The 16,362-nt window shown below is 58.1% G+C and carries 13 protein-coding genes; 7 read left to right on the top strand and 6 right to left on the bottom strand.

Features of this window, described 5'->3' with window-relative positions; genetic code table 11:
• Positions 1 to 3: 3 nt before the first annotated feature.
• Positions 4 to 3,474 carry a PAS domain S-box protein gene (locus CFT68_RS00585; protein ID WP_088841489.1) on the bottom strand — a complete coding sequence of 1,157 codons (3,471 nt, stop codon included), beginning with the start codon at positions 3,472 to 3,474 and terminating at the stop codon, positions 4 to 6.
• 309 nt (positions 3,475 to 3,783) lie between these two features.
• On the opposite strand from CFT68_RS00585, the gene CFT68_RS00580 reads away from it, so the two are divergent.
• Positions 3,784 to 4,818 carry an N-acetylmuramoyl-L-alanine amidase family protein gene (locus tag CFT68_RS00580; protein WP_245815239.1) on the top strand — a complete coding sequence of 345 codons (1,035 nt, stop codon included), beginning with the start codon at positions 3,784 to 3,786 and terminating at the stop codon, positions 4,816 to 4,818.
• A 97-nt stretch (positions 4,819 to 4,915) separates the two neighbouring features.
• Here the strand turns inward: CFT68_RS00580 and CFT68_RS00575 are convergent, their stop codons facing one another.
• Positions 4,916 to 5,248 carry a hypothetical protein gene (locus CFT68_RS00575; RefSeq protein WP_088841488.1) on the bottom strand — a complete coding sequence of 111 codons (333 nt, stop codon included), beginning with the start codon at positions 5,246 to 5,248 and terminating at the stop codon, positions 4,916 to 4,918.
• 410 nt (positions 5,249 to 5,658) lie between these two features.
• Between CFT68_RS00575 and CFT68_RS22295 the strand changes: the two genes are divergently transcribed.
• From CFT68_RS22295 to CFT68_RS00550, 6 genes are all read left to right on the top strand, one after another.
• The gene (locus tag CFT68_RS22295; protein ID WP_317044105.1) at positions 5,659 to 5,901 is read left to right on the top strand and encodes a PLP-dependent transferase; all 243 of its coding nucleotides are present in this window, start codon (positions 5,659 to 5,661) and stop codon (positions 5,899 to 5,901) included.
• Positions 5,898 to 6,686 (top strand): PLP-dependent transferase, encoded by a 789-nt coding sequence (locus tag CFT68_RS22290; RefSeq protein ID WP_317044088.1) that lies wholly within the window; start codon positions 5,898 to 5,900, stop codon positions 6,684 to 6,686. The genes CFT68_RS22295 and CFT68_RS22290 overlap by 4 nt, the downstream gene beginning before the upstream one ends.
• 209 nt (positions 6,687 to 6,895) lie before the next feature.
• Positions 6,896 to 8,284, top strand: a complete 1,389-nt coding sequence (locus CFT68_RS00565; RefSeq protein ID WP_088841487.1) for a DUF937 domain-containing protein — start codon at positions 6,896 to 6,898, stop codon at positions 8,282 to 8,284.
• A gap of 176 nt (positions 8,285 to 8,460) precedes the next feature.
• Positions 8,461 to 9,285, top strand: coding sequence for a DUF3667 domain-containing protein (locus CFT68_RS00560; protein ID WP_088841486.1), 825 nt, complete (start codon positions 8,461 to 8,463; stop codon positions 9,283 to 9,285).
• A gap of 133 nt (positions 9,286 to 9,418) precedes the next feature.
• A complete protein-coding gene (locus tag CFT68_RS00555; RefSeq protein WP_088841485.1) occupies positions 9,419 to 10,183 on the top strand; it encodes a hypothetical protein in 765 nt (254 codons plus the stop codon).
• Positions 10,184 to 10,353: 170 nt separating this feature from the next.
• A complete protein-coding gene (locus CFT68_RS00550) occupies positions 10,354 to 11,262 on the top strand; it encodes a DUF3667 domain-containing protein (RefSeq protein WP_088841484.1) in 909 nt (302 codons plus the stop codon).
• A gap of 120 nt (positions 11,263 to 11,382) precedes the next feature.
• Here CFT68_RS00550 and CFT68_RS00545 read toward each other — a convergent pair whose 3' ends face one another.
• From CFT68_RS00545 to CFT68_RS00530, 4 genes are all read right to left on the bottom strand, one after another.
• The gene (locus tag CFT68_RS00545; protein WP_088841483.1) at positions 11,383 to 12,354 is read right to left on the bottom strand and encodes a deoxyhypusine synthase family protein; all 972 of its coding nucleotides are present in this window, start codon (positions 12,352 to 12,354) and stop codon (positions 11,383 to 11,385) included.
• A gap of 143 nt (positions 12,355 to 12,497) precedes the next feature.
• Positions 12,498 to 13,007 carry an STM3941 family protein gene (locus CFT68_RS00540; RefSeq protein WP_088841482.1) on the bottom strand — a complete coding sequence of 170 codons (510 nt, stop codon included), beginning with the start codon at positions 13,005 to 13,007 and terminating at the stop codon, positions 12,498 to 12,500.
• An 18-nt stretch (positions 13,008 to 13,025) separates the two neighbouring features.
• On the bottom strand, positions 13,026 to 13,562 hold the full coding sequence (hslV, locus tag CFT68_RS00535) for an ATP-dependent protease subunit HslV (protein ID WP_088841481.1): 537 nt from the start codon (positions 13,560 to 13,562) through the stop codon (positions 13,026 to 13,028).
• Between the two features lie 200 nt (positions 13,563 to 13,762).
• Positions 13,763 to 16,312: a TonB-dependent receptor gene (locus tag CFT68_RS00530; RefSeq protein WP_088841480.1), complete on the bottom strand. Its 2,550-nt coding sequence runs from the start codon at positions 16,310 to 16,312 to the stop codon at positions 13,763 to 13,765.
• Positions 16,313 to 16,362 lie beyond the last annotated feature (50 nt).

The following is a 16,362-nucleotide window of genomic DNA, read 5'->3' as shown; positions in this document are numbered from 1 at the left end:
GCGCTAGGCCAGGGCAGCATCAGGCGGGAGCTCCTGGGGAAGCGCTTCCAGCGCCTGCCGTACCTGAACCACCAGCCGGGCCACCGCCTGCTGCCGAGAGGGGTGTTCTGAGCTGGTCACTTCTTCGATACGCTCCAGCTGCCTTACAACTTCAGCCACATGGGGCACCCCCAAGGAATCCAAGCTGGGCTTGATGTGGTGCGTGACGGCGGCCACCCGCTGCCAGTCGCCGGTAGCGGCAGCAGCCTCCAGCTCCGCTAAGCTGCCCGGCATATTCGTGAGGAAAGAGCGGATAATTCTACCCACAAAGGCCTCGTGGCCCTGGGCCATTTCGCGCAGCTTGGCGAGGTTGTAGCTGGGCACGGGTGGCGGCGTAGGCTGGGTACCGGGCCTCAGCAACTGCTCCAGCTGCCGGTACAGTGCTCCTTCCTCGAAGGGTTTGGTCAGGCAGGCATCCATGCCGGCGGCCAGGTACCGCTCGTTATCGGCCCGGAAGGCGTTGGCAGTGAGGGCCAGAATAGGCACCCCAGACTTGATGGCATCGGGTAGCTGCCGGATGATAGCGGTGGCTTCTAGGCCACTCATGCCGGGCATCTGGATATCCATCAGCACCACATCGTAGGCCTGTTGGCTATAAAGCGCTAGGCCTTCCGGCCCGTTTTCGGCTTCATCTACGGTCATGCCCCACTCTTCCAGCAAGAGGCGCGCAATGTGGCGGTTGATTTCATTGTCTTCCACAAGCAGCACCCGCCGGCCCTCCAACGTTCCCAAATTGATGGCGGGCGTTGCGGCAGCGGCGGCGGGGGCTGTGCGGGGCAGCGTGAGCTCAAATGAAAACCTGCTGCCCTGGCCTACCACGCTTTCCAGCTTCAGCTGGCCACCCATTTGCTCTACCAGCGCCTGAGAGATACTCAGGCCCAGCCCCGTGCCACCAAAGCGGCGGGTGGTATCGGCGTAGGCCTGCGTGAAGCCCTCGAAAACCCGCGCCTGTTGCGCCGGCGCAATCCCGATACCGGTATCGGTGACGCTGCACTCTACCGTGAGCGTATCCTGGGTTTCGGCTACCTGTCGGCTGATTACCGTGATGCTGCCTCCCGCCGGCGTGAACTTCACGGCATTGCTGACGAGGTTGATTAGTATCTGATTGATGCGATACGGGTCGCCGAGCACCCACGGATGCGGACACGACTCGCGCAGCATAGTTCCGTGCACTGCGAGGCCCTTTTCTTGGGCCTGCAGCACGAGCGGTTGCAAGGCCTGCCCCATCGAATCGCAGAGGTTGAAGGGGGTTTGCTCGAACTCCAGCTTGCCGGAGGTAATTTTAGCCATGTCCAGCACATCGTTGATAATACTGAGCAGGTGCTGGCCGGAGCTGCGGATGATACGCAAAAACTCCTGCTGGCGCGCATCGAGTGTTGTTTTGCTGAGCTGATTTGCCATGCCCATCACGCCGTTCATGGGCGTCCGGATTTCATGGCTCATGTTGGCCAGAAAGTTCTCGCGGGAGCGTACGGCGGCTTCTGCTTCTTCTTTAGCGCGCTTCAGCTCCTGCTCTACCAGAATGCGCTCGGTAATATCCTGCCCGTAGCCAATTACATAGGGCACGCGCGCTTCTTCCTGCACCAAGTAGTTCTGGTAGAGGATGTAGCGCCGCTCCCCAAAGCCCGTCTGCATTTCTACTACGCCCCGCTGCTCGCCTTTCCGGGCTATTTCCGTGAGGTATTGCGCCAACTTTGCCTGATGCTCCGGCAACAAGCCTTCCAGGAGGTTACGGCCGGGCAGCTGCTCGGCGGGCACTCCCATAAACTGGGCTACTGCGGGGTTTATAGTCAGGAGCTTACCGGATAAGTCGTGGGTACAAATGAGCGCCTGGGAGTACTGCATCAGGTCGCGGTACTGCTTTTCATTGCGTTCCAGCGTTTGCTGGGCCTGCTTGATGGCCGTAATCTCGGTGCTTACCACCAGCACATGCAGGCTGCCATCGGTCACGCGCAAGGGGCGCTTCACTACCTGGAACCACCGTATCTCTCCCGAAGGAAGCGTCATGGGGGTTTCCTGATCGGTTTGCTCACCGGTCGTCAGCACATAGGCATCCGACTCGGCATAGAGGGCCAACTCCTTGGCCTGAATGCTTTCCGGGGCCTGGGCAGCTAGTTGGTGCGCCTGGGCCGCGTCGGTGAGCAGCGTTTCGGCAGTTCGGTTATGAAACAAGACTTGGCCGGCTGCATTCCGCACCAGAATAGCGCTCGGACTGGTGTCGAGTACCTGCTGCATAAACTGCTGCTGTTCCAGCAGCTCCCGCCGGGCCATTTCCTCGCGGGTGATATTGGCCATAATCAGGAGGCTTGCCCCCTGTTGCAAGGCTACCAGCCGGGCGCTGTGGTATGAAACGGTACCATCGGGCAGGGGCAGCTCAAACCCTTGCTCCTGCACAGCCTGAGTAAGTCCGCCGGCAATGAGGGCCCCCAGGGTCTGTGCTACCGGCGGCGGCAGCAGATCGGCCAGCATGGCGCCTTCCAGCGGCTGTCCGGGGTGGCCTAGCGCCGTGGTGCCGGGCTTGGCTTCCAGCACCCGGCCCTGGGCATCAAGCACCACAATGGTATCGGGCAGGGCCGTGAAGAGGGCTCTGATTTTTGCTTCGTCTGCAATCTTCTGCAGCTCTGCCTCGCGCCGCTGGGTCACGTCTGAGCCGTACCCGATTATCAGCTGCAGCTTCCCGCTCTTATCAAACACCGGCTGATAGTGCCGCAGTGCATAGCGCATGCGGCCATCGGGCAGTTCCAGCGCTTCTTCCCAAACCATTTGCTGCTGTTCCTGCACGACCCGCCTGAATTGCTCCTGGCGCTTCTCAGCCAACGCTGTAGGCCACCCCTGCGAGGCGGCCAGCTCGAACACCCCCTGGCCTACGAGTGCCTGCCGGGCCTGGGCATTGGGCAAGGCAAAGGCATTGAGATACAAGTACTTTTGCTCCAGCGTGAAGACGGCAATCTGGCTGGGCAGCTCATCGAGGATAGTTTCGTAGAAAGCGCGCTGCTCCGCCAGCTGCTGCTGTGCCTGCACCCGGGCCGTAATATCTACCAGATACATACTAATGTATCCTTCCTCGGGGAAAGGCTGCACGTAGGCCGTGTAACTGCCAGCATTTGCACCGGGCATATCTACCTGCACCGCAGCCCCCGTAGCCAGCACTTGGGTGGCTAGCGCCCGGGCCTGGCTTTGCAATAAGAGCTGATCGGCTTCGGATGCAGCGGCATAAAGCCGCTGGGCCGCTGGGTTGGTGTAGAGCAGTTCTCCCTGCAGCCCGACCCGCAAAATAGGATTGGGGTTCTGCTGCGGAATATTGGCAATGTCCCGCAGCTCCGCAACTTCCTGCTGCAGCACCTTTTGGGCGGCCCTGGCTTGCTGGAGGGCCAGTTCCAGCTCCTCAATACGAGCATGGAGGTTTGAAGAGGGCTGCGACGAGGGAAGTGCCATAAAAACAGGTGAGGGACACTCAAAAATACGAGGCGGTAACCTAACTCCGCTTTTTTTATGCCGTGTACTTTGGCCCGTGTGGCTACCGCTGCCAGGCAGTGGCCTAGGCCTCGTTTACGTACCATTTCCGGGGTGCCTAGCGTTGGGCTGTGGTAGTTTTTGTTCGTATTCTGAATTTTTACCACCTCCTTTGTAGTACCATATGTCCAAAACGCGTACTGCCTCAGTACCGCTTTGGCGCCTGCTCAGCCGGTTGTAGTGGCCTAGGCCGAAACCAGCTCCCCTAAGTATCCTTATAGTTCTCTGCTTTTGCGCACCGCTGCTCTCCTCGTTCTGCTCTTTCTGTTTTCTACTCAGGCCTTTAGCCAAAGCTCCTATCGGAGGGCCGTAGCTAAACCCGGCGACGGCTACCAGACGCTGCTCCTGCGGCACGGACTCAGCCCAAGCCGGCATCTGCGGCAGTTTCAGGAGCTGAACAAAAAGCGCCTGGGCCGCAACAAGACGCTGGTGGTCGGCCGGGCATATCTGCTGCCCAATGTTGGCAGCGCTACCAAGAAGAAACCAGCCGCCCGCACCACTGCTGCTACCCCTGCTACCAGCAAAAAGCCCATTCCTCTTTCGCAGCTATTTGGCGGGCAGTATGGCGCCCCTCAGGTTCGAGACCGGGCGCTGGGTGGGGCCGTGTACTACCTGTCGTCGGGGCATGGCGGGCCCGACCCAGGCGCTATAGGCCAGTACGGTAGCGCCAAGCTATCAGAAGATGAGTACGCCTATGATGTAACGGTGCGCCTGGCCCGCGTGCTCTTGGAGCACGGCGCCACTGTGTACGTAATGGTGCAGGACCCCAATGACGGCATCCGGGATGAGAACGTGCTGAAGCTGGACCATGATGAGATGACCTATCCGCAGCAGCGCATTCCGCTCAGTCAGCTTGGCCGCCTGCGCCAGCGCATATCGGAGGTGAACCGGTTGCACGCCCGCCACAAAGGCGCCTACCAGCGTCTGCTGGCGCTGCACGTAGATAGCCGCAGCGAGGGTCAGAACATTGATGTGTTCTTTTACCATCATGCCAACAGTGCTACTGGCCTACGTCTGGCCAAGAACATCCACTCCGTATTCACGAACCGCTACAAACGCGCTCAGCCTAACCGCCCCTACTCGGGTAATGTATCGGAGCGCAGCAGCCTGTATGAGGTCCGCAACAGCCATGCTCCGGCCGTATTCATGGAGCTTGGCAACATTCGGAACCAGAAAGACCAGCGCCGCTTTTTGGTAGCCGACAACCGGCAGGCCCTGGCCAACTGGATTTACGAAGGCCTGTTGGCCGACTACCGCGGCCGCTAGGTTAGGGAGTTGCCGGTTGTGAATTTTTGGTTGCAAGTTGTTATTTATCAGCATTTTTATTACTAAAAACCGACAAATCACAACTGACAACTGAACCTTAGGGGTTCATGAGGAGGAACAGCAGATTGTGATAGAGAATCCCTTGCTCGCCATCATAGACTCCGTCGAGGCCGGCATCTTCCAGGAGGGCTTCCACTTCTTCGTAGTCCCGCAGGAAGTCAATTTCCTCCTCTTCGGAGTTGGGAACTTGGGTGTAGCCCAGGTAGCGCCGCTTTTTTTCCAGCGTGATGTACAGTTTTTGCCGTTTGGTTTGGGCAATGAGCAGTGCCTCGCAGGGCGTAGTGCTCAGGCCATCGGCCGACCGGATATGAATGGTGGTTTTCTCGGACTCGGGCGTGTGAAGCAGGAAGCTGGCGGTGTCGAGGGGCATGGCAAGGGGCAGCTAGGATGATGTCGGGACGAAGGTAAGCGGCTCTGGGTTGCGGTGGCCTTTTCAGTTGCGAGTAGCTACTTGCCGGGAAAAGCTACCTTCGCAGAACCCAATTTTCCCACCCACCCAACCTTTCCCGTCATGACTAACCCTCAAGACCATGCCTGTATAAACGGGCAGCGCCTCCACCCCGAGAGCCTAATGATGAGCTACGGCTACACGCCTGCCTGGAGCGAAGGCGCCATCAAGCCGCCCATTTTTCAGACTTCCACCTTCGTGTTTAAGAATGCCGAAGAGGGCAAAGCCTTTTTCGAACTGGCCTACGGACTGCGCCAGCAGGGCCCAGATGAGGAAATGGGCCTGATTTATTCCCGCCTCTTTATTCCCGCCTCAACAACCCCAGCCTCGAAATTCTGGAGCACCGCCTCACCCTCTGGGACGGCGCCGAGGAAGCGGCCAGCTTCGCCAGCGGCATGGCGGCCATCAGCACCACCCTGCTGGCCCTGCTGCAGCCCGGCGACGTGGTGCTGCACTCCGAACCCGTGTACGGCGGCTCCGATTTTTTCCTGAAAAACGTGCTGCGCAAGTTTGGCATTGAGGCCCAGGGCTTCCTGCCCACCGCCACGCCTGAGGAGCTGGCCGCCTGGCCATGATTTTTGTGGAGACGCCCGCCAACCCTACCAACCACCTCGTAGATCTGGAAGCCTGCGCCGCCCTGGCCCGCCAGTATGCCACCCCCGACAAGCCCGTACGCCTGGTGGTGGACAACACCTTCCTGGGTCCTGTTTTCCAGCATCCGCTCAAGCACGGCGCCGATGTGGTGCTGTACTCGGCTACCAAATTCCTGGGTGGCCACTCCGATTTGATTGCGGGCGCGGCCCTCAGCAGCAAGGCCCTGATGAAGGAAATTAAAGCCATGCGCACCTTTATGGGCACCATGTGCGACCCCAACACCGGCTGGATGCTCATGCGCAGCCTCGAAACCCTCAAGCTACGCATGGAGCGCGCCGCCGCCTCAGCCCAGGTTATTGCCGACTGGCTGCGGGAGCATCCGCTCGTGGAGCGCACGTACTACCTCACGCACCTGGAGCACTGCCCCGTGCAGCAGGACATTTACCGCCGCCATTGCCTCTCGCCCGGCTCCATGATTTCCTTTGATATCCGGGGTGGTGAGGCCGAGGCCTTCCACTTCCTCAACGCCCTACGCCTCATCAAGTTGGCCGTAAGCCTGGGCGGCACCGAGAGCCTGGCCGAGCACCCTGCCACAATGACCCACTCCGACATTACCCCCGCCGACCAGCTACAAATGGGTATTACCAGCCAAATGGTGCGCCTGAGTATTGGGGTTGAAGATCCGCAGGATCTGATGCTGGATCTGAGCCAGGCGTTTGAAGCGGTAGGAATTCCGAAAGAGGTTCGGGTGGCGGAACTGGCCTAGAGAGAAGCAAACCAGGAGCTTCCGCTTCACTACAGTACGTTATGTAGCACAGCCCGCCGCAGGATATAGCGGCGGGCTTTTTTTGGCTGCATCAGCACGAATTCAAACCAGCAATGGCAGCGTTTAACATAGAAATATCCATATAATTTAGACTTAAGCACCATGGTTGCGTATGCGGCTATATTCTCATCCTTTTACTCCCAAAGTCCATGAGTCAGAACCTAATAGAACTTGCGCAGAACTACTTCAGCGGCGACACCGTGCGCCAGGCCAGCACCACGTTGGGTGAAAACGAAAGCAGCATCGGTACCGCTCTGCGGAGCATCATACCACTGGTACTGGGTGGTCTGTTTGCCCGTTCGCAGCAGCCCGGTGGCTCATCTGAGCTGTTTGGAATGGCTAACCAGGCACACAGCAGCGGTATTTTGGGCAACCTGAGCAGCCTGCTGGGCGGCATGAATGTAAACAGCACCTCCCCGGCTGCTGATGGCGGCCTCCTGAATAAAGGCACCGAGCTGCTTCGTTCCGTATTTGGTAATCATTACACGACTGCAGTGGAAGGCGTAAGCCAGCAGGCAGGCGTGCGCACTTCTACCACCAGCAGCCTCCTGCACATGGCCGTGCCGGTGGTGTTAGGCCTACTCGGCAAGCACGTCGCCGATAATAATCTGGATGCCAACGGCTTCAACAACTACCTCGGTAGTCAGCGCGGCAGCATCATGGGCGCCCTAGGCAACCTGCCAGGCGGCCTGGGCTCTGTGCTATCTGGCCTAGGCCTGGGAGCTGCTGCCACAGGGGTTGGCAATGCAGCCAGTGCCACGGCAAACACGGTAGGCAATACGGTTTCGGCCGCTGCGCACCGCACCGGCGACGCCGTTCGGGATACTGCCCGCGACGTAGAAACAGCTGCTGCTACCCCCAGCCGCTGGCCTTGGTTGCTGCTATTGCTAGCCGTGCTGGCAGCGCTGTTCTACTTCATGCGCGGCTGCAATAAAGACGCTGATACTACCACGGCCACGACCACCGAAACCACCATGACTGACACCACCACGTCAGCAGCCGTGGCGCCGGTGGCTACCGCTCCTGTTGGCAGCTACGACGAGGCCAGCGGCAACTATATTTATGATACGGGCGCCAACACGGCCATCAAGCTTTCTGATGGCACGACTTTGAACGTGGGCAGCAACTCCTTCGAGTCGAGGCTGTACAACTTCCTCAATGACGCCAACCAGACCGTCAGCACCGATAAAACGCAGGGCTGGATGAGCCTGGACCGTGTGTACTTCAACACGGGCAAGTCGACGCTCACGGCGGAGTCGCAGGCGCAGCTGAAGAATCTGGCGGCTATCCTGAAGGCTTTCCCGAACGCAGCTGTAAAGCTGGGCGGCTACACCGATAACAAAGGCAAAGCCGATATGAACCTGACCCTGAGCGCCGACCGCGCCAATGCGGCTCGCAAAGCGGTGCTGAACAATGGCATCGACGCCGGCCGCGTGACTGCGGAAGGGTACGGTCAGGAGCACCCCATTGCCTCTAACGATACGCCCGAAGGCCGCGCCCAGAACCGCCGCGTAGACGTGCGCGTGACGAAGAAGTAATTCTTCCCTTCCTTCAGAAAAAGCCCCCACCTGTAAGTAGGTGGGGGCTTTTTTTTGCTGACGCAGATAGGCCTAGCCATCTTGCCGGTAGGCTAAGTGACTGATTGGCAAACAGTCCTATACATATCGTTTTTAAGGTATATTTCCTGAGCAATTGCTTGACCTGGCTTTACTCTATGGAAACACTTGTGCAGCCCTCCGCTCCTTTCAGTTCATCGTCTCACGTAGGCCACCCGACCTGTCTGAGCTGCGGCACGCCGCTACACGATAAGTTCTGCTCACACTGTGGGCAGTCGGCCGCCACTCATCGCATCACGCTGGCGCACTGGCTTCACGATATTCCGCACTCCATTTGGCACGTAGATAAAGGCTTGCCGTACACGCTAGGCCAGATGCTACGGCGCCCCGGCCCTACGCTGCAGCGGTATCTGGCGGGCCAGCGGGCTCCGTTTTTCCCACCGCTAACCTACCTGCTTCTCATCACGGGGCTTATCACGTTCAGCTATGTAACTCTGCACCTGCGCCCATACAACGCACACGACCCCAGCGTGCCAGCGGCCATACAAGCCATGCAGGAACGCTTCCTACAGTTCTTCTCGAAATATATCAACTGGTTTACGGTGGCGCTGCTGCCCTTAGCGGCGCTGGTGGCCCGGCTGTTTCTGCGCCGGGGCGGCTTCAATTACGCCGAATGCCTCACCGTAACAACGTACGTTACGGGCACTTTCCATTTCTTTTCGTTGCTGGCGCTGCCGGCCTTGTACGTCCTGAACGGTACCCGGAGCGGGCAGCAACTGATGAGCGGCGTTTTGCTTCTCACATTCGTGTATCAAACGTGGGCGTATGCCAGCCTGCTGCAGGGCACCGGCCTCACCAAGGCCGGCCAATGGCTGCGGGGGTTTGCTACGGCGGCAGGAGCTTACCTGCTTACGCTACTCTCGGCTGTAGGCCTGTTGGTAGCCGTCAATTGGCAGCAGTTGAGCGTCTATTGGCAACGCTAGGCCACTCACGCTTTATGGAGTAAGGCACTACATAAGCAGCGCTTGCAACTCTTTTTGGGGTTAGAGGCTCCTCTCAAAAAACAGCTGGCTTGTGCTTGCTAGCAGGTTCTCACCTCATTTACTCCGTTACCTTATGCGTTTTCTTTACGTTGCCCTGCTATCTGTTGGGCTGCTCAGCAGCTGCGATTCCGACATTACCCCCGAGCCGGCGGATAGTTTCGCGGGTCCTATTCAGATGCAAGCGTTGGAAAGCCGTGAGGGGCAGGCACGCAAGCTCTTTCTCAACTTTCAGGACAAGGGCCAATACCCGTGCTCTAATTATTGCCTAGGCACTAGCTACGAGCGGGCCGACAAGAACCTGAGCTTTGCTTTTTCTGGAGTTGCGGCCCCGACGGGCATTTGCCTGACGTCTATCGGGCCGGCGCGCTCCAGTATTGATATTTCGGAGTTAGCCGCGGGTACTTACCCCTTACGCCTGCAGGCCGGCACCCGCAGCACCACCGGCACCCTGGAAATTCAGAGTGCTTTCCTGCGCCTCACCACCAACGACCCCAGCGTAGTAAACGTGACGCTGCCGGAGCTACGCTTTATGCCCAAAAATATCGTGTGGGGCTACGCTACCACTATGCTGCCGCAAAGCCAGGCATCCGTAGAAGTCCTCCGCGACTCTCTGCAACGCCTCAGCGCCACGCCAACCACTCTGACGCCGGGCGTATACTCGCAGTTTACTATTGCCGCTAATGGCCTACCAGAGCCGCCGCAGGTGTCCGCGGGTGCGCGTGCGTTGCTGTTGCTAGCCAATTACTCCGGCTCTCCTGAGCGCATACAGGCCTACGTAAAGCGCGCCAACGCCGCCACGCCAGGGTTGAACTTGTGGTTGAATACGTCGGGGATGTAGAAGGTCAGTTTACTAAGTTAGGTTGCCTAAAGCTTAAGGAGAAAAAATAAGTTGGCTTCTTGACCTATACTATAGAAATAAAAGCCCGTCGCTAGTATTCAGTGACAGGCCTTTTTGCTTGCTATTTCTAGAATAAGTGCCTTTATTTCAAAAAATCCACGTTGACTTATATGGAAGCTACCTCTACCCTTGCTATCGACCTCGCTCTAGCCCAATCCAGCCACGGGGCAGCGGGGAGCCACGCCCCCGAGCATGGCCCCGCCACCTGCCTGAACTGCGGCACCCTAGTGCCTAAGCAGTTCTGCGGGCACTGCGGGCAAGACGCTCACCATACCCACCGCCTCACGATGGCCCACATGCTCCACGACATTCCCCACTCGGTTTGGCACGTGGACAAGGGCATTTTTTACTCCATCTGGAACATTCTTACCCGCCCCGGCTCCACCATCCGCAGCTATCTGGCTGGGCAGCGCAAGTACCACTTCCCGCCGCTGTCATTGCTGCTGCTGGTGACTGGTATCTACGCTTTTATTTCCTCAACACTACACGTTGATCTGCTGCCGCCGCGCGACCCTGCCATCCCAGAGGCCGTATGGCAGGCACAAAAGGCGGGCGTTGAATTCGTGGCCAAATACATGAGTTGGGTGTATGTAGGACTGGTGCCGGTGATAGCCGCGTTTGCGCGGCTTTTTTTACGCCGTGGGGGCTACAACTATGCGGAGTGTCTTGTTATTGCGGCATTCATCACGGCGGTTTGCAACTCTATAACTCTATTCTCCCTACCCGTCTCCTATTTTTACTCCGGTACTGTCTACATCACAAAAGTGGGGTATATAATGTCGCTACTAAGCTTGAGCTACGCCACCTGGGCCTACGGTTCCATGCTGGCGCATACGGGCCTGAGCTTGGCAGGTCGTCTGATACGAGGTTTTTTTCCGTTTGTGCTGGGCATCATCGTACCATCTATGCTCTTGGGCATGGTTGGGGTGGGGTTGAAATTGAGCACAATTAAAAAAGAGGTAGACCAGCAGCAACGGCTCCAGCATAAAGTTATATCGACTCCCGCACCGGCTCATTAAGTGGCAAACAAAGAATAGGCTTGTTCCAGACTATTCACTCAGAAGGCAGTTGATTACACATAAAAAGCCCGCCGCTGACAGTCAGCGGCGGGCTTTTCTTGTTATTGCTTCAGGCGGCAATTACTGGCCTAGCACCATGGCAAACACCAACGGCGCTACAATGGTAGCATCCGACTCGATGATGAACTTGGGCGTATCCTGGCCTAGCTTGCCCCAGGTGATTTTCTCGTTCGGCACGGCACCGGAGTACGAACCATACGACGTGGTCGAATCCGAAATCTGGCAGAAGTAGCCCCACAGTGGAACGCTGGTGCGGCCCAGGTCCTGGTGCAGCATCGGTACTACGCAGATCGGGAAGTCGCCGGCAATGCCGCCGCCAATTTGGAAGAAGCCTACTGGGCTGGCATCAGTGGCTTGCTGGGTGTACCAGTCGGCCAGGTAAATCATGTACTCGATGCCGGTGCGTACGGTGTGCACGTTCTTGATGTCACCCGAGATAACGTGACCCGCGAAGATGTTGCCCAGCGTGGAGTCTTCCCAACCGGGGCAGATGATCGGCAGGTTTTTCTCAGCAGCGGCCAGCATCCAGCTATCCTTGGGGTCAATCTGGTAGTACTGCTCCAGCTCGCCTGATTTCAGGATCTGATAGAAGAACTCGTGAGGGAAGTATTGCTCGCCGGCTTTGTCGGCCTTCTCCCAGAACTTGAGCACCGAGTGCTCCAGGCGGCGCATGGCCTCCTCTTCCGGAATGCAGGTATCGGTTACGCGGTTCATGTGGCGCTCCAACAGGGCCTGCTCGTCGGCGGGCGTCAGGTCGCGGTAATTAGGCACGCGCTCGTAGAAGTCGTGGGCGACCAGGTTGAAGATATCCTCTTCCAGGTTGGCACCCGTGCAGCTGATGATTTGCACCTTGTCCTGGCGAATCAGCTCGGCCAGCTGGATGCCCATTTCGGCGGTGCTCATGGCGCCGGCGAGGGTAATCATCATCTTGCCACCATCGGCGAGGTGCTTGTTGTAGCCTTCGGCGGCATCAATCAGCGCCGCGGCGTTGAAGTGGCGGTAGTGGTGCTTGAGGAAGTTGGTGATTTGCATGGATTGGGGTTCTATGGTAATGGGTGTGCGGTGTACAATCAAATTACAGCCCGGAATCGTTCAATACGCATTTGCTATATCGAAGATTCTGAATAGCGTACTATTACGGCTGGGTTGCTCACAAAAACAGGCCTAGGACAGGCTTACTCCGTGAATTTGTTGGGGGAAAGTTGCGCAGCTGCGCTCTGTTTAAGAATATACTCTAGCAGCTGCTCGGGGTTAAGATCGACACCGCTCAGGTTGATGGAAAGCGGCGTGAAGCCCAGCGCCTCGTTAGCACCCGCTAGCTTCCGCTTCAGCGGCGACAAACGACTCAGGTAGGCCTGTTCATCACGCAGTTGCAGACAGATAAAGTATTCGTGGTTGATAGACCGCACGTAAGCATCGGTGATGTCAGTCCAGAGAATCAGGCCTGCGCCCAACGTGCGGTCCAGAATACCTTCATCGGTGATTTGCAGACGCGGTCGAGTATCAAAAAACTGCTTGGCGCCAATGGCAGCGCCAGTGCCAAAGAAAGCAATGGTTATCAATCCTAGGCCCCAGTTGCCTTTGGTCACGATCATGAACACCCCCATGGCTACAAACGCCAACCCGCCTAGGGTTAACAGAGCATGGCGCTTGCGCGAGTTGTAATAAATCAGGTCTTCAGTCATGCGACGCACAGGAGTGGCCTAGCTGGGCTCTTCAATCATCAGGTTGTGGTTGGTGTAGATGCAGATGTCGGCGGCAATGTGTAGAGCATCTTCCACCATCTGGCGGGCCGTGAGGTGGGGCGCGTGCTTCTTGAGGGCCAGCGCGGCAGCCTGGGCGTACATGGCGCCGGAGCCAATGGCGGCCACATCGAAGTCGGGCTCCAGCACGTCGCCGGTGCCCGCAATAATGAGCAGCTCGTCTTTGTCAGCTACCACCATCATGGCTTCCAGCTTGCGCAGGTACTGGTCTTTGCGCCACTCTTTGGCCAGTTCAATGGCAGCGCGGCGCAGCTGGCCGCCGTAGCCGTTGAGCTTCTCCTCAAACTTATCGAGCAGCATAAAGGCATCGGCGGTAGAGCCGGCAAAGCCAGTGACTACTTTGCCATCCTGCAGCTTACGGACCTTGCGTACGTTGCTCTTGGCCACGTGCTTATCCATGGTGGCCTGGCCATCGGCGCCGAGGGCAATTTGGCCGTTGTGGCGCACGCCCAGCACGGTAGTGGAACGGATTTTCATATCAGGTGAGAATAGTGCTTAAAGGGGTAAAGACGCAACATTTTGCGCCTCCCGTTACCAGAGTTATTCGTCTAGTGTGTTCTAGGCCAGTATTTCAGACCCTGAGATGCACGTATGCGTCTCTACATACTGGGAAAAAGGAAGTCAGCTGCCCGTTTTGAAAACCGACAGCTGACTTCCATCTCCTGACTAAACAAGTATCAGAAACGGGCCTGCAATTTAGCAAAGTAAAACCGACCATTGGAGCCCATCTGCACGGGGTCCCAGGCGCCGCCGGTTTCCGTGAGTTGGGGGTTGAACAGCGTAGGGTACTTGTTGAACACGTTGGCGCTCCCCACAATGAACTGCAAGTGGTTAGTGAGGGCGTAGTTCAGGGTCAGATCAGTGGTGATGCGGCTGTCGTACTTCATCGGGTCGCCGTTGAAGTCGATGAGCGTAATCTTATCGAACCGCACGAAACGAACCAAGGCCCCGAAGCGACCGAGTTGGTAGTCAAAGGTGAGGTTGATTTTGGAGGGAGGCGCCGAGGCTTTCACGAAGGCCTGCTCCCGCGGCCCAAAGAACTCTTCCTCCCGCCCCGTCAGGCGGCCCGAAGTCTGCACCCGATCAATGCGCAGCTTGTTGAAGTTGGCGGCCAGCGTGGAGTTCAGGCGGCCAGTGCCGAGTGTGAGCGTGTGGTTCAGGACCACATCCAGGCCTAGCGAACGGGTATCGGCAGCATTAGCGAAGAACTGCGCCTGATCTACGTTCAGAGCCTGCAAATCAGCACCAATTACCGGGTCATCGGATGAGAACTGGCTGGTGAGCACCACGCGGTCTTTCACCTTGATGTAGTAGCCATCCAAGGTCAGACTCAAGGAGGAACCGATGCGGCTGGTGAGGCCTACGTTGGCGCTGTTGGAGGTTTCCTGCTTAAGCTCCGGGATGCCTAGCTTCTGCGTGACGGCGCTGTTGTTGCGGGCCAGCAGCACCTCCACCGGCTCCCCGTTGATAAAGTTGGTGAAGGTGGAGTTGAAGTTGATTTGTGCTAATGACGGCGCCCTAAACCCAGTGCTGTAGGTGCCGCGCAGCGTCAGGAACTCGGTGAGGTTGTAGCGGGTGGAGGCTTTGTAGTTCAGCGTGCTCCCGAAGTCAGAGTAATGCTCGTAGCGCAGGGCAGCGGCCAGCAGCCAGCGTTGCGTCACGCTCAGTTCCCCATCTACATACACCCCAAAGTTGTCGCGCTGAGCCTTGATGGCGTCGCTGGGCTGGTAACCCGGAAAGCCCTGGGAGCCACCCGATAAATCAGGATTATAATTTTTGTAGGAGGCTTCCTCGCCCTCAAACAGCGAGTACCATTCGCGGCGCCACTCTGCGCCAGCCGCCAGGTTTAGGCCCTGCAGCACAGTTTTATAGTTCCGCGTTAGGCCCAGGTTTACCACGTTTTGCTGGAGCTGGAACCCGCCCGCATCAAACGAAGTCGGCGAGCTGGCACCCAGCGAAGCATTCAGCGAGTTGCGCACCCCGTATTCGAAGCGGTTGGAGCCGAAGTTGTTGCTCAAATCCAACTCCCAGCCTCCCACGGCCGTGCGTAGGCCAGCTACGGCAGAGGCATCTACAATATCACTGGTGATGATGGGGTCGAAGCCGTTGGGGTAGATGGCGGGCACGTTCCGGTCGTCGTCGGCGAAGCGCGTCCAGGCGAAGGCATCACCTTTGCGCTTGTTGCCGCCGCCAAACACGTACACGTACGACTTATCACTAAGTGCAAACCGGGAGTTCAGGTAAGCAGACGTATTGCTGATTTCCGGGTCGCCGTACTCGCGGCGAGCCAGGCCATCGGGGGCTGGCACCGCGGCCCGCTGGGTGTGCTCGCGCTTGTTGTAGTCGAGGGTAGCATTCACGAAGCTTCCCTTGTCTCCTAGGCCTATGCCGTAGTTCAGGTTGGCGTTGAAGTTGCCGCCATCAAACTTCTCGTCGTCGCGGCGGTATTTGGCATCGTAGGCGCCGTAGTTTACGTTGGCCGTCAGCTCTTTCACGGAGCTTTTCAGCACAATATTGATGACGCCGGCAATAGCATCGGAGCCGTACTGAGCCGCCGCACCATCGCGCAGAATCTCAATCCGCTCGATGCTGGCGGCGGGTATCACGTTCAGGTCGGTGCCGGTGTTGCCGCGGCCACGGGTACCAAACAGGTTCACCAAGGCCGATTGGTGCTGGCGCTTGCCGTTCACGAGTACCAGCGTCTGGTCGGGTCCTAGGCCACGTAGCGTGGCAGGGTCTACGTGGTCGGCGCCATCGGAGCCGGTCTGGCGGTTGGAGTTGAACGAAGGCGCCACGAACTGCAGCAGCTGGTTTACATCAAGCTGCCCGGTTTTGGTGGTCACCTCCCGCAGGTCAATAATATCCACCGGCGACGGTGAATCGGTTACGGAGCGGTTCTGGCTGCGCGAGCCCACCACCTGCACCTCGCCTAGGCCAGTAGAGGCATCGTTTAGCCGCACACTCACCTCGCCACCCGTGGCCTCCACTTCCTGCGAGGCGTACCCAATCGAGCTGATTTGCAGGCGTGGGTTGGCCGTGCGCGTGCGCAACGTAAAACGGCCATCGTTGCCGGTGGCCGTGCCATTGTTGGTACCTCTTTCGACTACAGTAGCCCCAATCACGGGCTTTCCTGCGCTGTCCAGCACTTGGCCCGTCAGGGCCTGCCCTTGGGCAAAAGCGGCTGTGCTTACAATGCACAGCGTTGCTGCTAGTAGATTCTGCTTCATACCCTTTACACGATTGAATATATTAACAATCGGGTGCCTCCGGCGTTGCC

Source organism: Hymenobacter gelipurpurascens, from assembly GCF_900187375.1.
Classification (GTDB): domain Bacteria; phylum Bacteroidota; class Bacteroidia; order Cytophagales; family Hymenobacteraceae; genus Hymenobacter; species Hymenobacter gelipurpurascens.
This window is presented reverse-complemented; position numbering and strand designations above follow the sequence as displayed.